The organism is Geodermatophilus sp. FMUSA9-8 (assembly GCF_037034165.1).
GTDB lineage: Bacteria > Actinomycetota > Actinomycetes > Mycobacteriales > Geodermatophilaceae > Geodermatophilus > Geodermatophilus nigrescens.
Genome location: NZ_JBAGKE010000004.1, coordinates 143,312 through 157,414, shown reverse-complemented (window position 1 = coordinate 157,414; position 14,103 = coordinate 143,312). Strand labels below are relative to the sequence as shown.

Below are 14,103 nucleotides of genomic sequence, written 5' to 3'. Positions count from 1 at the left end.
GCGAGAGCCCCGGACCACGAGGTCCGGGGCTCTCGCCGTTCCCGGGGACGGGAACCGCGTCGACCGCGCGCCGCGGACCGCCTACCGTCCGCGGCCGTGGCGGGTGTCCGCCCCGGGGACCGAGGAGCGGGATGTCCTGCCACCTGGACGCACTGGCCGTCGGCGCGCACGACCCGTCCGCGCTCGCCCGCTTCTGGGCCGGCCTGCTCGGGCGGGACACCGTCGAGGGACCCGGCGGGGTCGACGTGCCGCCGGGGGAGGACCCCGGCCTGCGGCTGCGGTTCCTGCCGACGGCGCGGCCCCGCGCCGGCCGCAACCGCATGCACCTGGACCTGACCAGCGCGACGCCCGGCGACCAGCGGGCGACGGTGGAGCGGGCGCTGGCGCTCGGCGGCCGGCACCTCGACGTCGGCCAACTCCCGGAGGAGGAGCACGTGGTGCTCGCCGACCCGGAGGGCAACGAGTTCTGCGTCATCGAGGCGGGCAACCGCTTCCTCGAGGGCTGCGGCCCGGTCGGGGCGGTGGCCTGCGACGGCACCCGCGCCGTCGGCCTGTTCTGGGCCGCCGCGCTCGCGTGGCCGCTGGTGTGGGACGAGGGCGAGGAGACGGCGGTGCAGTCACCGCGGGGCGGGCCGAAGGTCACCTGGGGCGGGTCGCCGCCGGCGCCGGGGACCGGCCGTGGCCGGCTGCACCTGGACCTCGTGCCGGACGGCGGCGACCGGGAGGCCGAGGCGGACCGGCTGGTCGGCCTCGGCGCCGCCCGCGCCGGGACCACCGCCGGTGGCGCGGTCGAGCTCGCCGACCCCGACGGCACCGGGTTCCGGCTGCTCTGAGCGCGCTCGCCGGGGACGTGCCGGTCGTGGACGTGCCGGTCGTGGACGCGCCGTTCGTGGACGTGCCGTTCGTGGACGTGCCGGGGGCCGGGCTCCCGGCGGGGAGCCCGGCCCCCGGGTGACCGGTCGGTCAGGCGGGGCCGTAGGTGAGGTGCGCGACCCCGTTGCTCAGCGCCTCGACGCCCAGCAGGGACAGCTTCTGCTCGGTGCCCTCGGGGAACAGGTGGATGCCCGTGCCGACGGCGACCGGGTAGACGTAGAGGTGCAGCTCGTCGACGAGGCCGTCGGCGACCAGGGCGCGCACCAGGGTGGCGCTGCCGCTGACGTAGAGGTCGCGGTCGGCCTTGAGCTCCCGGATCCGGCCGGCGTCGTAGCCGCCGACGGCGGTCGAGTTCCGCCACACCGACTCGGCGTCGGTCAGCGTCGACGACACGACGTACTTGGTCGTGTCGTTGAAGAAGGGCGCGCCCGGGTCGTCGTCGGCGGTGCGGGTGGACCACGCAGGCGCGAACATCTCGAAGGTCGTGCGGCCCAGCAGGATGCCGCCGGCCGGCGCAGTGAGCGCGCCGATCGAGGCGGCCAGGTCCTCGGGGAACCCGTAGTCCATCGTCCACATCGGCGCGTCGACGACCCCGTCGACGGTGGTGAACTCGTGCACCCGGATGACGCCCATGTCGTGCTCCTCACAGCTCCCGGACGGCCCGGTCGGCCGTTCTCGTCGGGTCAGACACTGGACGATCCCGTTTCTCATCGGTGCGTGACCCGCCGTCCTGACACGATGCGGCGGTGGAGCCGACCAGGCCTGGCCTCGACCCGTACACCCTGCGCGCCGTCGTCGAGCTGGAGGTCGCGCTCGAGGCGGGGGTGGCCGTCGACGCCGCGCACGCCGTGGTCGGCGACCTCGCGCTGGCCGCGTTCGGGCCGGGCGTCTTCGGCGCGATCGGTGAGGCGCTGGCCGAGGAGGGCCGCCCCGCCGACGACTGGGCGGTGCTGCTCGCCGACGACGCGCTGGCGGACCGGGTCCTCGGCCGCCTGCGCGAGCGGACCGGCGACGACGCCGGGGAGGGCGAGCTCGTCTGGTCGGCGTACCCGCCCGGCTCGAGTCCCGGCCGGGAGGGGTTCCGGCGGGCCGTCCGCCGCCGGCGGGAGAACGCCCTCACGGCGGCGGTGCGGCCCCGCCGGCACCGGGTGGCCGGGCGGCGCCGGCGCGACTGACCGCACCCGCCGCCTCCGCGCCGATCGGGCGCACCATGGGGGAGATGGCACTGGACAGGGCCGCCCGCCTGGACGCGGCCGTGGAACGCGACGGCCCCACCTGCATCTGGTGCGGACGCACGCTCACCGGGCACGTCACGCCGACCACCGAGCACGTCGTGCCGCGCGTCAAGGGCGGCCCGTCGTGGCTGGAGAACGAGGTCGCCGCCTGCGGGCGGTGCAACGGCGAGCGCGGGCACACCGCGCCGGTGGAGTGGCTCGAGGAGTGCCTGCGCCGCGGCTGGCCGGCCGACGAGGAGCGGCTGGCACGCTTGCTCGCCGCCCTGTCCGCCGCCATCGCCGAGCGCGGCGGGCAGCGCCGGGCCCGGCCCTACCTCGACTCCCAGTTGCGGCGGCTGCGCCGGCGGGGCGCCCGCGCCGCCTGAGCCGCGGCTAGCGTGGCCGCCGTGGGCACCGTCGTCGGCATCTCGGTCTACCCGGTGCGCGGCTGCGCGGGGACGCCGCTGGAGCGCGCCGACGTCGGCCCCGCCGGGCTGGCCGGGGACCGCGCGAGCGCCGTCGTCGACGCCGGCGGGCGGGTGCTGCGCGGCAAGGACGCGCCCGGGCTGGCCGCCGTCGCCCCCACCGGCGACGCCGGCGCCGACGCCGCCGCCCTCACCGCCGCGCTGGGCCGGCCGGTGCACCTGCAGCCGCTGACGGAGCGCCCCGACGGCGCGGCCGCGGTGCACCTGGTGTCCCGGCAGGCGCTCGACCGCGCCGCCGCGGGCGTCGTCCCGGCCGGGTGCGGCGCCGACGACCCCCGCGCCAACCTCGTGCTCGACCTGCCCGGCGACCTCCCCGACGCCGACGAGCGCACCTGGGTGGGGCGGCGGCTGCGCCTCGGCACCGCCGTCCTGGAGGTCACCCGCCTGCCGAGGCACTGCCTGGGCGTCTACGCCGAGGTGGCCGAGCCCGGCACGGTCGCGGTCGGCGACGAGGTCACCCCCGCCTAGCCGAGGCGGCCCCCGCGGGGAGGAGGCCAGCACCACGCGGTCGGGTCTCGGGAACACGGGGGGCCGGTCGATACGCTGGCCGGAGCGCGCCCGTCCGCACGGGCGCCGCCCCGAGCACCCGAGAGAACCCCAGGAGACCCCGTGTCCGCCGCGCCCGCCCCCGCCGTCACCGCCCCGATCCGGGTGCCGGCCGGGACGACGGCCGAGCAGGCGCTCAAGGACGCCGGGGTGCCGCTCAAGGGCCCCGACGGCGCCGTCGTCGTCCGGGACCTCGCCACCGGCGACCTGCGCGACCTCGCCTGGGTCCCGGACACCGACGCCGAGGTCGAACCCGTCGTCGCCGCGAGCCCGGAGGGCCGCGCGGTGATCCGGCACTCCACCGCGCACGTGCTCGCCCAGGCCGTGCAGGACCTCTTCCCGGGCACCCGGCTGGGCATCGGCCCGCCGGTGGAGAACGGCTTCTACTACGACTTCGACCCGGAGAAGCCCTTCACCCCGGAGGACCTGCAGGCGCTGGAGAAGCGCATGCAGCAGATCGTGCGGGCCGGGCAGCGCTTCGCCCGCCGGGAGATCGGCGACGACGACGCCCGCGCCGAGCTCGCGCACGAGCCCTACAAGCTCGAGCTGATCGGGCTCAAGGGCGGCGCCGGGGACGCGGCCGAGGGCGCCGACGTCGAGGTCGGCGGCGCGCAGCTGACCATGTACGACAACCTCGACCCGCGCACCGGCGAGCGCCTGTGGACCGACCTGTGCCGCGGCCCGCACCTGCCGCGCACCTCGGGCATCCCGGCGTTCAGCCTCACCCGCTCGGCCGCCGCCTACTGGCGGGGCAGCGAGAAGAACCCCCAGCTGCAGCGGGTCTACGGCACCGCGTGGGAGAGCCGCGACGCGCACAAGGCGTACCTGGAGCAGGTGGCCGAGGCCGAGCGCCGCGACCACCGCCGCCTCGGCGCGGAGCTCGACCTGTTCAGCTTCCCCGACGAGATCGGCTCGGGCCTCGCGGTGTTCCACCCGAAGGGCGGGGTCGTCCGGCGGGAGCTGGAGGCCTACAGCCGGCAGCGGCACGAGGAGAGCGGGTACTCCTTCGTCAACACCCCGCACATCACCAAGGGCCGGCTGTTCGAGATCTCCGGCCACCTCGACTGGTACGCCGAGGGCATGTACCCGCCCATGCAGCTCGACGAGGAGCGCGACGCCGACGGCACCGTCCGCCGGCAGGGGCAGGACTACTACCTCAAGCCGATGAACTGCCCGATGCACAACCTCGTGTTCGGGTCCCGCGGCCGCTCCTACCGCGAGCTGCCGCTGCGGCTGTTCGAGTTCGGCACCGTCTACCGGTACGAGAAGTCCGGCGTCATCCACGGGCTCACCCGCGCCCGCGGCTTCACCCAGGACGACGCGCACATCTACTGCACCCCCGAGCAGATGGCCGGGGAGCTGCGCGGCCTGCTCGACTTCGTGCTCGGCCTGCTCGCCGACTACGGCCTGTCGGACTTCTACCTGGAGCTGTCCACCCGCAACCCGGAGAAGTCCGTGGGGTCGGACGAGAGCTGGGAGGTGGCCACCGAGGCGCTGCGGCAGGCGGCCCTGGAGTCGGGGCTCGAGCTCGTGCCCGACCCGGGCGGCGCGGCGTTCTACGGCCCGAAGATCTCCGTGCAGGCCCGCGACGCCATCGGCCGCAGCTGGCAGATGTCGACCATCCAGGTCGACTTCAACCTGCCCGAGCGGTTCGGCCTGGAGTACACCGCCGCCGACGGCTCCCGCCAGCGGCCGGTCATGCTGCACCGCGCGCTCTTCGGCTCGATCGAGCGCTTCTTCGCCGTGCTGACCGAGCACTACGCCGGCGCGTTCCCGGCCTGGCTGGCGCCGGTGCAGGTGGTCGGCATCCCGGTCACCGACGACCAGGTCGGCTACCTGACCGACGTCGCGCTGCGGCTGCGCGAGCACGGCATCCGGGTCGAGGTCGACGACTCCGACGACCGCATGCAGAAGAAGATCCGCAACGCCAGCAAGCAGAAGGTGCCGTTCGTGCTCATCGCCGGCGCCACCGACGCCGAGGCCGGCGCGGTCTCCTTCCGCTACCGCGACGGCAGCCAGCGCAACGGGGTGCCGGTCGCCGAGGCCGTCGACGCCGTCGTCGCCTGGGTGCGGGCCCGGCACAACGCCGACCCGACCGCCGACGTCCCTGCGGGGACCCCGTGACCGTCGGCCCGGACGGCTTCTCCGTCCCGGTCTCCAGCGACGACGGCGGCCCGGCCACCGTCTTCGAGCACCTGTGGACGCCCTACCGGATGGCCTACATCCGCGGCTCGGGCAAGCCCACCGGCGAGCACGACTGCCCGTTCTGCCTCATCCCGGCCATGCCGGACGAGGAGGGCCTGGTGGTCGCGCGCGGGGAGACCGTCTTCGCGGTGCTCAACCTCTACCCGTACAACGCCGGGCACCTCATGGTGGTCCCGTACCGGCACGTGCCCGACTACACCGACCTCACCGACGCCGAGGTCGCCGAGCTGGGCGCGTTCACGCAGACGGCGATGCGGGTGGTGCGGCAGGTGACCGGCGCGCACGGCTTCAACATCGGGATGAACCAGGGCTCGGTGGCCGGCGCCGGCATCGCCGACCACCTGCACCAGCACGCGGTGCCGCGGTGGGGCGGGGACACCAACTTCATGCCGGTGATCGGCCTGACCCGGGTGCTGCCGCAGGTGCTCGCCGAGACGCGCACGCTGCTGGCCCGGCACTGGCCGGACGCCGCGGCGCCGGTCGCGGGGAGCTGACGGTGCTCGGCTCGGGCGCGCGCGCCGCCGTCGGCCGGTTCTGGGCGCCGGTCGCCGTCCGCCTGGCGCGCGCCGGGGTGACCCCGGACATGGTCACCGCCACCGGCACCGTCGGCGCGATCGCCGCGGCGGTCACGCTCATCGCGCACGGCGTGCTGTTCTGGGGCGCGTTCACCGTCACCCTGTTCGTGCTGCTCGACATGCTCGACGGCGCCCTGGCCCGCGCCCGCGGCGGCGGGTCGGCGTTCGGCGCGGTGCTCGACTCCACCTGCGACCGCGCCGTCGACGCCGCCGTCTTCGGGGCGCTCGTGTGGTGGTACACCGGCGCGGGCGACGACCGGCTGCTCGCGCTGCTGGCCCTCGTCGGGCTGACCCTCGGGGTCCTCACCAGCTACATCAAGGCGCGCGCCGAGGGCGTCGGGATCCCCTGCGACGTCGGCCTGGTCGAGCGCACCGAGCGGCTGATCCTCGTGCTCACCGGCACCGGCTTCACCGGGCTGGGCATCCCGTACGCCGTCGACGTCGGGCTGTGGCTGCTCGTCGTCGGCGGGGTGGTGACCGTGGGCCAGCGGGTCGTGGCCGTGCACCGCGGCGCCCGCGGCCGCGCGCTGACCCCCACCGCCCCGGCTCCGTGACCGGCCTGCGCGCCCGGGCCGCCTCGCGCGCCGCCGACCTCGGCTACGCCGCCGGGTGGTCGGCGGTGCAGTGGCTGCCCGAGCCGGTGGCCCGGGGCGCCTTCGACGCCGGTGGCCGGCTGGCCGCCCGGCGCGACGGCCGGGGCGCGCGGCAGCTGCGGGCCAACCTGCGGGTGGCCACCGGGGGCGAGCTGGACGACGCCGAGCTCGACGCGCTCACCGGGCGGGCGCTGCGGTCCTACGCGCGCTACTGGCAGGAGGCGTTCCGGCTGCCGCGGCTGCCCGGCGCGCGGATCGTGGCCGGCACCACGCACTCCGGCGTCGAGCACCTCCAGCGAGCGCGGGACGCCGAACGTGGCGTCGTCATCGCCCTGCCGCACAGCGGCAACTGGGACGCCGCCGGCGTGTGGCTGGTCGACTGGCTGGGCGGGCCGTTCACGACCGTGGCCGAGCGCCTGCGCCCGGAGTCGCTCTACCGGCGGTTCCTCGCGTACCGGGAGTCCCTCGGCATCCGGGTGCTGCCGCTGACCGGGGGCGAGCGGCCCAGCTCCGCGGTGCTGCGCGAGGAGCTCGCCGCCGGGGGCTTCACCTGCCTGCTCACCGACCGCGACCTCGGCCCCGCCGGCCTGCCCGTCGTGCTACTCGGCCGGCCGACCACGATGCCCGCCGGCCCGGCCCTGCTCGCGGCGCAGACGGGCGCGGCGCTGCACCCGGCGATCTGCCGGTTCACCGACCGCGGCTGGGAGTTCGCCGTCCGGCCCGAGGTGCGCGTCGACGGGCCCGGCCGGCTGCGCGACCGCGTCGCGGCGGCCACCCAGGGCGTCGCGGACGCCTTCAGCGACGACCTCGCCGTCCGCCCTGAGGACTGGCACGTGCTCGGCCGGATCTGGGCCGACGTCCCGCCCGACCCGCCGGCCGCGAGGCGGCGCTGATGCGGATCGGCCTCGTCTGCCCCTACCAGTGGGACGTGCCCGGCGGGGTGCAGTACCACGTGCGCGACCTCGCCGAGACCCTGCGCGGGCTCGGCCACTCCGTCGAGGTGCTCACCCCCGCCGAGCGCGAGGAGTCGCTGACCGACCCCTGGCTCACCTGGGCCGGGCGGACCGTGCCGATCCCGTACAACGGCTCGATGGCCAGCGTGCAGTTCGGCCCGGTCTCGGCCGCCCGGGTGCGCCGGTGGCTGCGCGAGGGCCACTTCGACGTCGTCCACGTGCACGACCCCGCGCCGCCGTCGATCGGCCTGCTGGTCTGCATGATCGCGACCGGGCCGATCGTGGCCACCTTCCACGCCGCCACGGTGCGGTCCAAGTGGCTGGCCGCGTGGGGTCCGGTGGTCCGGCCGTGGCTGGAGAAGATCAGCGGCCGGATCGCGGTGTCGGACTTCGCCCGCCGCGTCCAGGTCGAGCACCTCGGCGGCGACGCGGTGATCATCCCGAACGGCGTGCACGTGCCCTTCTTCGCCGAGGGGCCCACGCTGCCGGGCGCCGCGCGCGGGGTCGACGGCCCGACCGTCGGCTTCCTCGGGCGCTACGACGAGCCGCGCAAGGGCCTGCCGGTGCTGCTGGAGGCCATGCGCGCCGTGGTGGCCGAGCACCCCGGCGCGCGCCTGCTCATCGCCGGCCGCGGCGACCCCGACGCGCTGCGCGAGGCCGTGGGGGAGGACCTGCGCCCCTCGGTCGCGCTGCTCGGCGAGCTGTCGGAGGCCGACAAGGCGGCGTTCCTGCGCTCGGTCGACGTCTACTGCGCGCCGAACCTGCTGGGGGAGAGCTTCGGCGTCGTGCTCATCGAGGCGATGGCCGCCGGCGCGCCCATCGTGGCCAGCGACCTCGACGCGTTCGCGCGGGTGCTCGAGGACGGCGACGCCGGCGTCCTGGTGCGCCGCGGCGACGCGCCCGCGCTGGCCCGGGAGCTGTCGGCCCTGCTGCGCGACCCGGACCGGCGGCGGGCGCTGTCGGCCGCCGGGCGGGAGGCCGCGGCCGCCTACGACTGGCAGGTCGTCGCCCGCCGCGTGCTCGCCGTCTACGAGACCGTCGCCGCGCCCGGGGCCGGCGAGGTGACCGCCGCCGACGACGCCGGCCTGGCCGCCGCCACCGGCTCGCCGGGCACCCCGGACGGGGTGTTGCCGTCCCTGCTGCGGCGCGTGCGCCGCTAGCGTGGGCGTCCGTGACGCCCGACGCCTGGTTGCTCCTCGCCGCGGGGGTCGTCGCGCTGCTGCTGGCGTGGACCGCCTGGACGCTCACCCGCCTGCGCCGCCTGGAGGCCCGCGTGGCCCGTACCTGGGCCGTGCTCGACGACCGGCTCCGGCAGCGCGCGGACCTCGCCGCCGACCTCGCCTCGGAGCACTCCGCCGCGCTCGGTGAGGAGCGGGCCGGCCGGCTCAAGACCGCCGCCCACGACGCCCGCCACCCGCTCACCGGCGACCGCGAGCTGGCCGAGAACGCCCTCGGCCGCGAGGTGCGGGCCCTGCCGCACGAGGTCCCCGGCGTGCCGGCGGCGACGCTCGCGGCACTGGCCGAGGCCGACGGGCGGATGGCGCTGGCCCGGCGCTTCTACAACGACGCCGTCCGCGACACCCACCTGCTGCGCCAGCGCCGGGTGCCGCGGGTGCTGCGGCTGCACGCCGACCGTCCGCTGCCCCGCTTCTTCGACGTCGAGGACGGCCTCGACGCCGTCCCGCTCGGCGCCGGCACGCCCCGCGGCTGACGCGCCTCCGCGTCGCGCCCGCCTCCCGCCGCCCGCGGGCGGGACGGCACCCGCGGCGCGCTCGGTAGACTCGACGGGTCCGCCCGCGCTCCGGTGCCGGGCGCCGGGACGAGGGAGGACAGCCGTGAGCGGCCATTCCAAGTGGGCGACCACCAAGCACAAGAAGGCCGCGATCGACGCCAAGCGCGGCAAGCTGTTCGCCAAGCTGATCAAGAACATCGAGGTGGCGGCCCGCACCGGCGGCGGTGACCCGGCCGGCAACCCGACGCTCTACGACGCCATCCAGAAGGCGAAGAAGTCGTCGGTGCCCAACGACAACATCGACCGCGCGGTCAAGCGCGGCTCCGGTGCCGAGGCCGGCGGCGTCGAGTACCTCACCATCACCTACGAGGGCTACGCGGCCGGCGGCGTCGCGGTGCTCGTCGAGTGCCTCACCGACAACAAGAACCGGTCGGCCTCCGAGGTGCGCACCGCGATGACCCGCAACGGCGGCTCGATGGCCGACCCGGGCTCGGTGTCCTACCTGTTCACGCGCAAGGGCGTCATCGTCGTGCCGCAGGCCGACGGCGTCGACGAGGACACCGTGCTCATGGCCGTCCTCGACGCCGGCGCCGAGGAGGTGCGCGACCTCGGTGACACCTTCGAGGTGGTGTGCGAGCCCACCGACCTGGTCGCGGTCCGCACCGCGCTGCAGGACGCCGGCATCGACTACGACTCGGCCGAGGCCGGCTTCGTGCCCAGCGTGACCGTCGAGCTCGACGAGGAGGGCGCCGGCAAGGTGTTCCGCCTCATCGACGCGCTCGAGGACTGCGACGACGTGCAGAACGTGTACGCCAACTACGACGTCCCCGACGAGGTCCTCGCCAACGTCGGATGAGGCCGGGCGGTCCCGCCCGTCCCACTCGCCCCGGACACCCCGGCGCTGACGGGGCCCGGGCCCCGCGGGGCCGGAGCATGGAACCGACGCGCCGCGGTGGGCGGCGCCTCGGGGACGCGGGGACCAGGTGGCCGGAGCGAGCGCACGCGCCGCGCGCGTGGTCACCGTCCTGCTGCTGTCGGCCGGGGTGCTCGGCGGGATCGCCCCGCCGGAGCCGGTCGGCGCGGCGACCCGGGCCTCCGCCGTCGTGCTCCCCGCCGACACCGCGCCCGAGCCGGTGGGGCGGCGGCCCGCCGTCGGTCAGGTGGCCCGCGTGACCGCCGTGCCGCAGCCGGTGGCCGCGCCGCCCGCGGAGCCCGCCGCGCCGGCCGGGCCCGCCGCCGGGGTGCCCGGGCCGGCCGACCCGGCCGCGGAGGAGCCCGCGCCGCCGGTGCCCGGCGTCCTCCCGCTCGACGTGGACGCCGGCGGGGCGGCGCAGGTGGTCACCGTCGTCGCCGCGTCCGCCGGCGCCACCACCGCCGAGCTCACCGCCTGGGAGCTCGGCGACGCCGGCTGGACGGCGGTGCTCGGCCCGTGGCCGGCCCGGGTCGGGTCCGCCGGGATCGGCGCCGCCCGCGAGGGCTCCACCCGCACGCCGGCGGGCACCTTCGCCCTGCCCGAGGCGTTCGGCCGCGCCGCCGACCCCGGCAGCGGCCTGCCCTACCGGCAGGTCGACGCCGAGGACTGGTGGGTCTCCGACGTCGCCAGCCCGCTGTACAACCGGCACGCGCGGTGCGCCGCGGGCACCTGCCCGTTCGACGAGCGGGCGGGCGAGAACCTGCTGGCCGCCGGTGCCGTCTACGACCACGCCGTCGTCATCGGCTACAACAGCGCCGGGACGCCGGGTGCCGGCTCGGCGTTCTTCCTGCACGTGACGAACGGCGCGCCCACCGCGGGCTGCGTGGCGGTCGAGCGGGGGCGGCTGCAGACGCTGTTGCGGTGGCTCGACCCCGCGGCCGGCCCGCTGGTGGCCATCGACGTCGCCTGAGCGGGAGCCCCTGCCCGGGCCGGCGTGCGCGCCGCGTGTTGCGCCGGGGCACCGTCGTCGGGGACCGTTACGGTGGGCGTCGAACAGGCGTTCGGAGGAAGGGGGCGGGCATGCGCGTGCTCGGCATCGACCCGGGGCTCACCCGGTGCGGGTGGGGCGTGGTCGACGGCCGTCCCGGCGCCCGCCCGGCCGCCGTCGGGGTGGGCGTGATCCGCAGCTCCGCCGACCTCGACCTGGAGCTGCGGCTGCTGGAGCTGCACACCCAGGTGACGGCGCTGCTGCGCGAGCACCGGCCCGACGTCGTGGCCATCGAGCGCGTGTTCACCCAGAACAACAAGGGCACCGCCACGGGCACGGCGCAGGCCGCCGGCGTGGCGGCCCTCGCCGCGGCGCAGGCCGACCGCCCGGTCGCCTGGCACACGCCGAGCGAGGTCAAGGCGGCCATCTCCGGCAACGGCCGCGCGGACAAGGAGCAGGTCACCCTCATGGTCACCCGGGTGCTCGGCCTCGCGGCCGCCCCCAAGCCGGCCGACGCCGCCGACGCGCTCGCGCTGGCCGTCTGCCACGTGTGGCGCGGGCCGGCGCAGCAGCGGCTGCGGGTCGCGGCGATCGCCGGCGGCATCGGCGCCCCGGTCGTGCAGCGCACGCTGCCGCGCTGGCAGGGGGTGTCCCGGTGATCGCCAGCGTGAACGGCCGGGTCGCCGCCGTCGGGCCGGACGGCGCGGTGGTGGAGGTCGGCGGCGTCGGCCTGTCGGTGCAGTGCACGCCCGGCACCATCGCCCGCCTCACGGTCGGCGAGCAGGCGCGGCTGGCCACCAGCCTCGTCGTCCGCGAGGACTCCCTGACCCTCTACGGCTTCGCCGACGACGACGAGCGCTCGCTGTTCGAGCTGCTGCAGACGGCCAACGGCGTCGGGCCGCGGCTGGCGCAGGCGGTGCTGGCCATCCACCCGCCGCGCGAGGTCCGCCGCGCCGTCTCCATGGCCGACGTCAAGGCGCTCATGCAGGTGCCCGGCATCGGGAAGAAGGGCGCCGAGCGGCTGATCCTCGAGCTGCGCGACCGGCTGGGCACCACGACCACCGACACCCAGCTCGACGGCGCGCCGGCCGCCGCGGGCGCGCCGATCACCCCGGTGGCGCCGTGGCGCGACCAGCTGTCCTCGGCGCTGGTCGGGCTCGGCTGGTCCACCCGCGAGGCCGACACCGCGCTCACCGCCCTGGCGCCGGTAGCCGACGAGCAGCTCACCACCACCGGCCGGGTCGACGTCGGGTCGCTGCTGCGGCAGGCCCTGCAGCTGCTGGGCCGGGCGTGAGCGAGCGTGCGAGCGAACCGATGAGCAGAGCAGTGCCACGCACGCTGCCGACGAGCGCCAGCGAGGAGGACGCGTGAGTTCGCCGTTCGACCGGTCGCTGACCGGGGAGGTGGAGTCGGGCATCAGCCGCGACTTCGCCGTCTCCCCGCAGGCCGGCGACGAGGAGCGGGTGGTCGAGTCGGCGTTGCGGCCGCACTCGCTGACCGACTTCATCGGCCAGCCCAAGGTCGCCCGGCAGCTCGCGCTCGTGCTCGAGGGCGCCAAGCGCCGCGGCCGGCCGCCGGACCACGTGCTGCTGTCGGGCCCGCCCGGCCTCGGCAAGACCAGCCTCGCGTTGATCATCGGCTCCGAGCTGGGCACCGCCGTGAAGATCACCAGCGGCCCGGCGATCGAGCGCTCCGGCGACCTCGCGGCGATGCTGTCCAACCTCGGCCCCGGCGACGTGCTGTTCATCGACGAGATCCACCGCATCGCGCGGCCCGCCGAGGAACTGCTGTACATGGCGATGGAGGACTTCCGGGTCGACGTCGTCGTCGGCAAGGGGCCCGGCGCCACCGCCATCCCGCTGGAGATCAACCCCTTCACCCTCGTCGGCGCCACCACGCGGGCCGGCCTGCTCACCGGGCCGCTGCGCGACCGGTTCGGCTTCGTCGGGCAGATGGAGTTCTACGAGCCGGCCGAGCTGCAGCAGGTGCTCGCCCGCAGCGCCGACCTGCTCGGCGTCGAGCTCACCGACGACGGGTCGGCCGAGATCGCCCGGCGCTCCCGCGGCACACCCCGCATCGCCAACCGGCTGCTGCGGCGGGTGCGGGACTACGCCGAGGTGGAGGCCGACGGGCGGGTCACCCGCGGCGTCGCCCGGGCGGCGCTGGCGCTCTACGACGTCGACGAGCTCGGCCTCGACCGGCTGGACCGCGCGGTGCTCGAGGCGCTGGTCACCAAGTTCAACGGCGGCCCGGTCGGCGTGAGCACGCTCGCCGTCGCGGTGGGGGAGGAGCCGCACACCGTCGAGGAGGTCTGCGAGCCGTTCCTCGTGCGCGCGGGCCTGCTCGCCCGCACCCCCCGCGGGCGGGTGGCCACCGAGGCGGCCTGGCGCCACCTCGGCCGGCCCGTGCCCCGCGGCGGGATCCCCCTCGGCGGGGTCACAGCCGTCCCGCGTGACCCGGGTTCGTCGTCGGAACCGCTCTTCGACGCCTAGACTCAACGGCGCTGGCGCGCAAGTCGGCCCCTCGCCGGGCCGCACGGGTCCCGGCTCCGCGACCCGGTGTCGGCGGGGGCCGGCCCGCGCGCCACGGCCGACGTACCCGAGCGGTCCCGACCCGGACCGCACCGACCGCGTGCACGCGAGCGCGGAAGAGAGGCACCCCCGCCGTGGAACTGTTCCCCCTGCTCCTGCTCGTGCTGGCCTTCGTGGCGCTGGTGGTGCTGCCCGCCCGGGCCCGCAAGCGCCAGCAGAACCAGACGCAGTCGGCGCTGGCGATCGGCGTGCCGGTGACCATGGCCGGCGGGGTCCACGCCACCGTGGCCGGCCTCGACGACCCAGCCACCATCCAGGTCGAGGTGGCCCCCGGCGTGGTCGTCACCTACGCGCGCCAGGCGGTCATCCAGGTCCGCCAGCCCGCGGGCGCGGTGCCCGGCCCGCCGGCCACCGGCGGGGCCGTCGTCGAGCCGGTGGAGGAGCCCCTCCGGGACGACCGTCCCGGTGACGGCCCTTCCGGCAAGACCCTCTGAC

Annotated in this window: 17 protein-coding genes; 16 read left to right on the top strand and 1 reads right to left on the bottom strand. The window is 76.7% G+C overall.

Annotation, left to right across the window (positions count from 1 at the left end; genetic code table 11):
- Nucleotides 1-131 precede the first annotated feature (131 nt).
- The gene (locus WA616_RS10520) at nucleotides 132-833 is read left to right on the top strand and encodes a VOC family protein (protein ID WP_336029586.1); all 702 of its coding nucleotides are present in this window, start codon (nucleotides 132-134) and stop codon (nucleotides 831-833) included.
- A 130-nt stretch (nucleotides 834-963) separates the two neighbouring features.
- On the opposite strand, the gene WA616_RS10515 is transcribed toward WA616_RS10520, so the two are convergent.
- The gene (locus tag WA616_RS10515) at nucleotides 964-1,506 is read right to left on the bottom strand and encodes a dihydrofolate reductase family protein (protein ID WP_073422590.1); all 543 of its coding nucleotides are present in this window, start codon (nucleotides 1,504-1,506) and stop codon (nucleotides 964-966) included.
- A 113-nt stretch (nucleotides 1,507-1,619) separates the two neighbouring features.
- Here WA616_RS10515 and WA616_RS10510 point away from each other — a divergent pair, with 113 nt between their 5' ends.
- The 15 genes from WA616_RS10510 (at nucleotide 1,620) to WA616_RS10440 (ending at nucleotide 14,102) form a co-directional block, all read left to right on the top strand.
- Nucleotides 1,620-2,048 (top strand): hypothetical protein, encoded by a 429-nt coding sequence (locus tag WA616_RS10510; RefSeq protein ID WP_336029584.1) that lies wholly within the window; start codon nucleotides 1,620-1,622, stop codon nucleotides 2,046-2,048.
- Nucleotides 2,049-2,092: 44 nt separating this feature from the next.
- Nucleotides 2,093-2,473, top strand: coding sequence for an HNH endonuclease (locus WA616_RS10505; protein WP_336029583.1), 381 nt, complete (start codon nucleotides 2,093-2,095; stop codon nucleotides 2,471-2,473).
- A gap of 21 nt (nucleotides 2,474-2,494) precedes the next feature.
- Nucleotides 2,495-3,040 carry an MOSC N-terminal beta barrel domain-containing protein gene (locus WA616_RS10500; RefSeq protein ID WP_336029582.1) on the top strand — a complete coding sequence of 182 codons (546 nt, stop codon included), beginning with the start codon at nucleotides 2,495-2,497 and terminating at the stop codon, nucleotides 3,038-3,040.
- Between the two features lie 141 nt (nucleotides 3,041-3,181).
- Complete coding sequence (gene thrS / locus WA616_RS10495) at nucleotides 3,182-5,242, top strand: threonine--tRNA ligase (RefSeq protein ID WP_336029580.1); 2,061 nt, start codon at nucleotides 3,182-3,184, stop codon at nucleotides 5,240-5,242.
- Nucleotides 5,239-5,817 carry an HIT family protein gene (locus WA616_RS10490; RefSeq protein WP_175562961.1) on the top strand — a complete coding sequence of 193 codons (579 nt, stop codon included), beginning with the start codon at nucleotides 5,239-5,241 and terminating at the stop codon, nucleotides 5,815-5,817. Before thrS ends, WA616_RS10490 begins: the two co-directional genes overlap by 4 nt.
- A 2-nt stretch (nucleotides 5,818-5,819) precedes the next feature.
- Nucleotides 5,820-6,452 (top strand): phosphatidylinositol phosphate synthase, encoded by a 633-nt coding sequence (pgsA, locus tag WA616_RS10485; RefSeq protein ID WP_336029578.1) that lies wholly within the window; start codon nucleotides 5,820-5,822, stop codon nucleotides 6,450-6,452.
- Nucleotides 6,449-7,384, top strand: coding sequence for a phosphatidylinositol mannoside acyltransferase (locus tag WA616_RS10480; RefSeq protein ID WP_336029575.1), 936 nt, complete (start codon nucleotides 6,449-6,451; stop codon nucleotides 7,382-7,384). Before pgsA ends, WA616_RS10480 begins: the two co-directional genes overlap by 4 nt.
- Entirely contained in the window at nucleotides 7,384-8,604 is a 1,221-nt protein-coding gene (locus WA616_RS10475) for a glycosyltransferase family 4 protein (protein ID WP_336029573.1), read from the top strand. The genes WA616_RS10480 and WA616_RS10475 overlap by 1 nt, the downstream gene beginning before the upstream one ends.
- Nucleotides 8,605-8,615: 11 nt before the next feature.
- A complete protein-coding gene (locus WA616_RS10470; RefSeq protein ID WP_336029571.1) occupies nucleotides 8,616-9,155 on the top strand; it encodes a hypothetical protein in 540 nt (179 codons plus the stop codon).
- Between the two features lie 124 nt (nucleotides 9,156-9,279).
- Nucleotides 9,280-10,032, top strand: a complete 753-nt coding sequence (locus WA616_RS10465) for a YebC/PmpR family DNA-binding transcriptional regulator (RefSeq protein ID WP_336029569.1) — start codon at nucleotides 9,280-9,282, stop codon at nucleotides 10,030-10,032.
- A gap of 127 nt (nucleotides 10,033-10,159) precedes the next feature.
- A complete protein-coding gene (locus tag WA616_RS10460; protein WP_336029567.1) occupies nucleotides 10,160-11,059 on the top strand; it encodes a L,D-transpeptidase family protein in 900 nt (299 codons plus the stop codon).
- Nucleotides 11,060-11,169: 110 nt separating this feature from the next.
- Nucleotides 11,170-11,736, top strand: coding sequence for a crossover junction endodeoxyribonuclease RuvC (ruvC, locus tag WA616_RS10455; RefSeq protein WP_073422583.1), 567 nt, complete (start codon nucleotides 11,170-11,172; stop codon nucleotides 11,734-11,736).
- Nucleotides 11,733-12,371: a Holliday junction branch migration protein RuvA gene (gene ruvA, locus WA616_RS10450; RefSeq protein WP_336029566.1), complete on the top strand. Its 639-nt coding sequence runs from the start codon at nucleotides 11,733-11,735 to the stop codon at nucleotides 12,369-12,371. Before ruvC ends, ruvA begins: the two co-directional genes overlap by 4 nt.
- 73 nt (nucleotides 12,372-12,444) lie before the next feature.
- Nucleotides 12,445-13,569, top strand: a complete 1,125-nt coding sequence (ruvB, locus tag WA616_RS10445; protein ID WP_336029564.1) for a Holliday junction branch migration DNA helicase RuvB — start codon at nucleotides 12,445-12,447, stop codon at nucleotides 13,567-13,569.
- A gap of 173 nt (nucleotides 13,570-13,742) precedes the next feature.
- A complete protein-coding gene (locus tag WA616_RS10440; RefSeq protein WP_336029562.1) occupies nucleotides 13,743-14,102 on the top strand; it encodes a preprotein translocase subunit YajC in 360 nt (119 codons plus the stop codon).
- Nucleotide 14,103 lies beyond the last annotated feature (1 nt).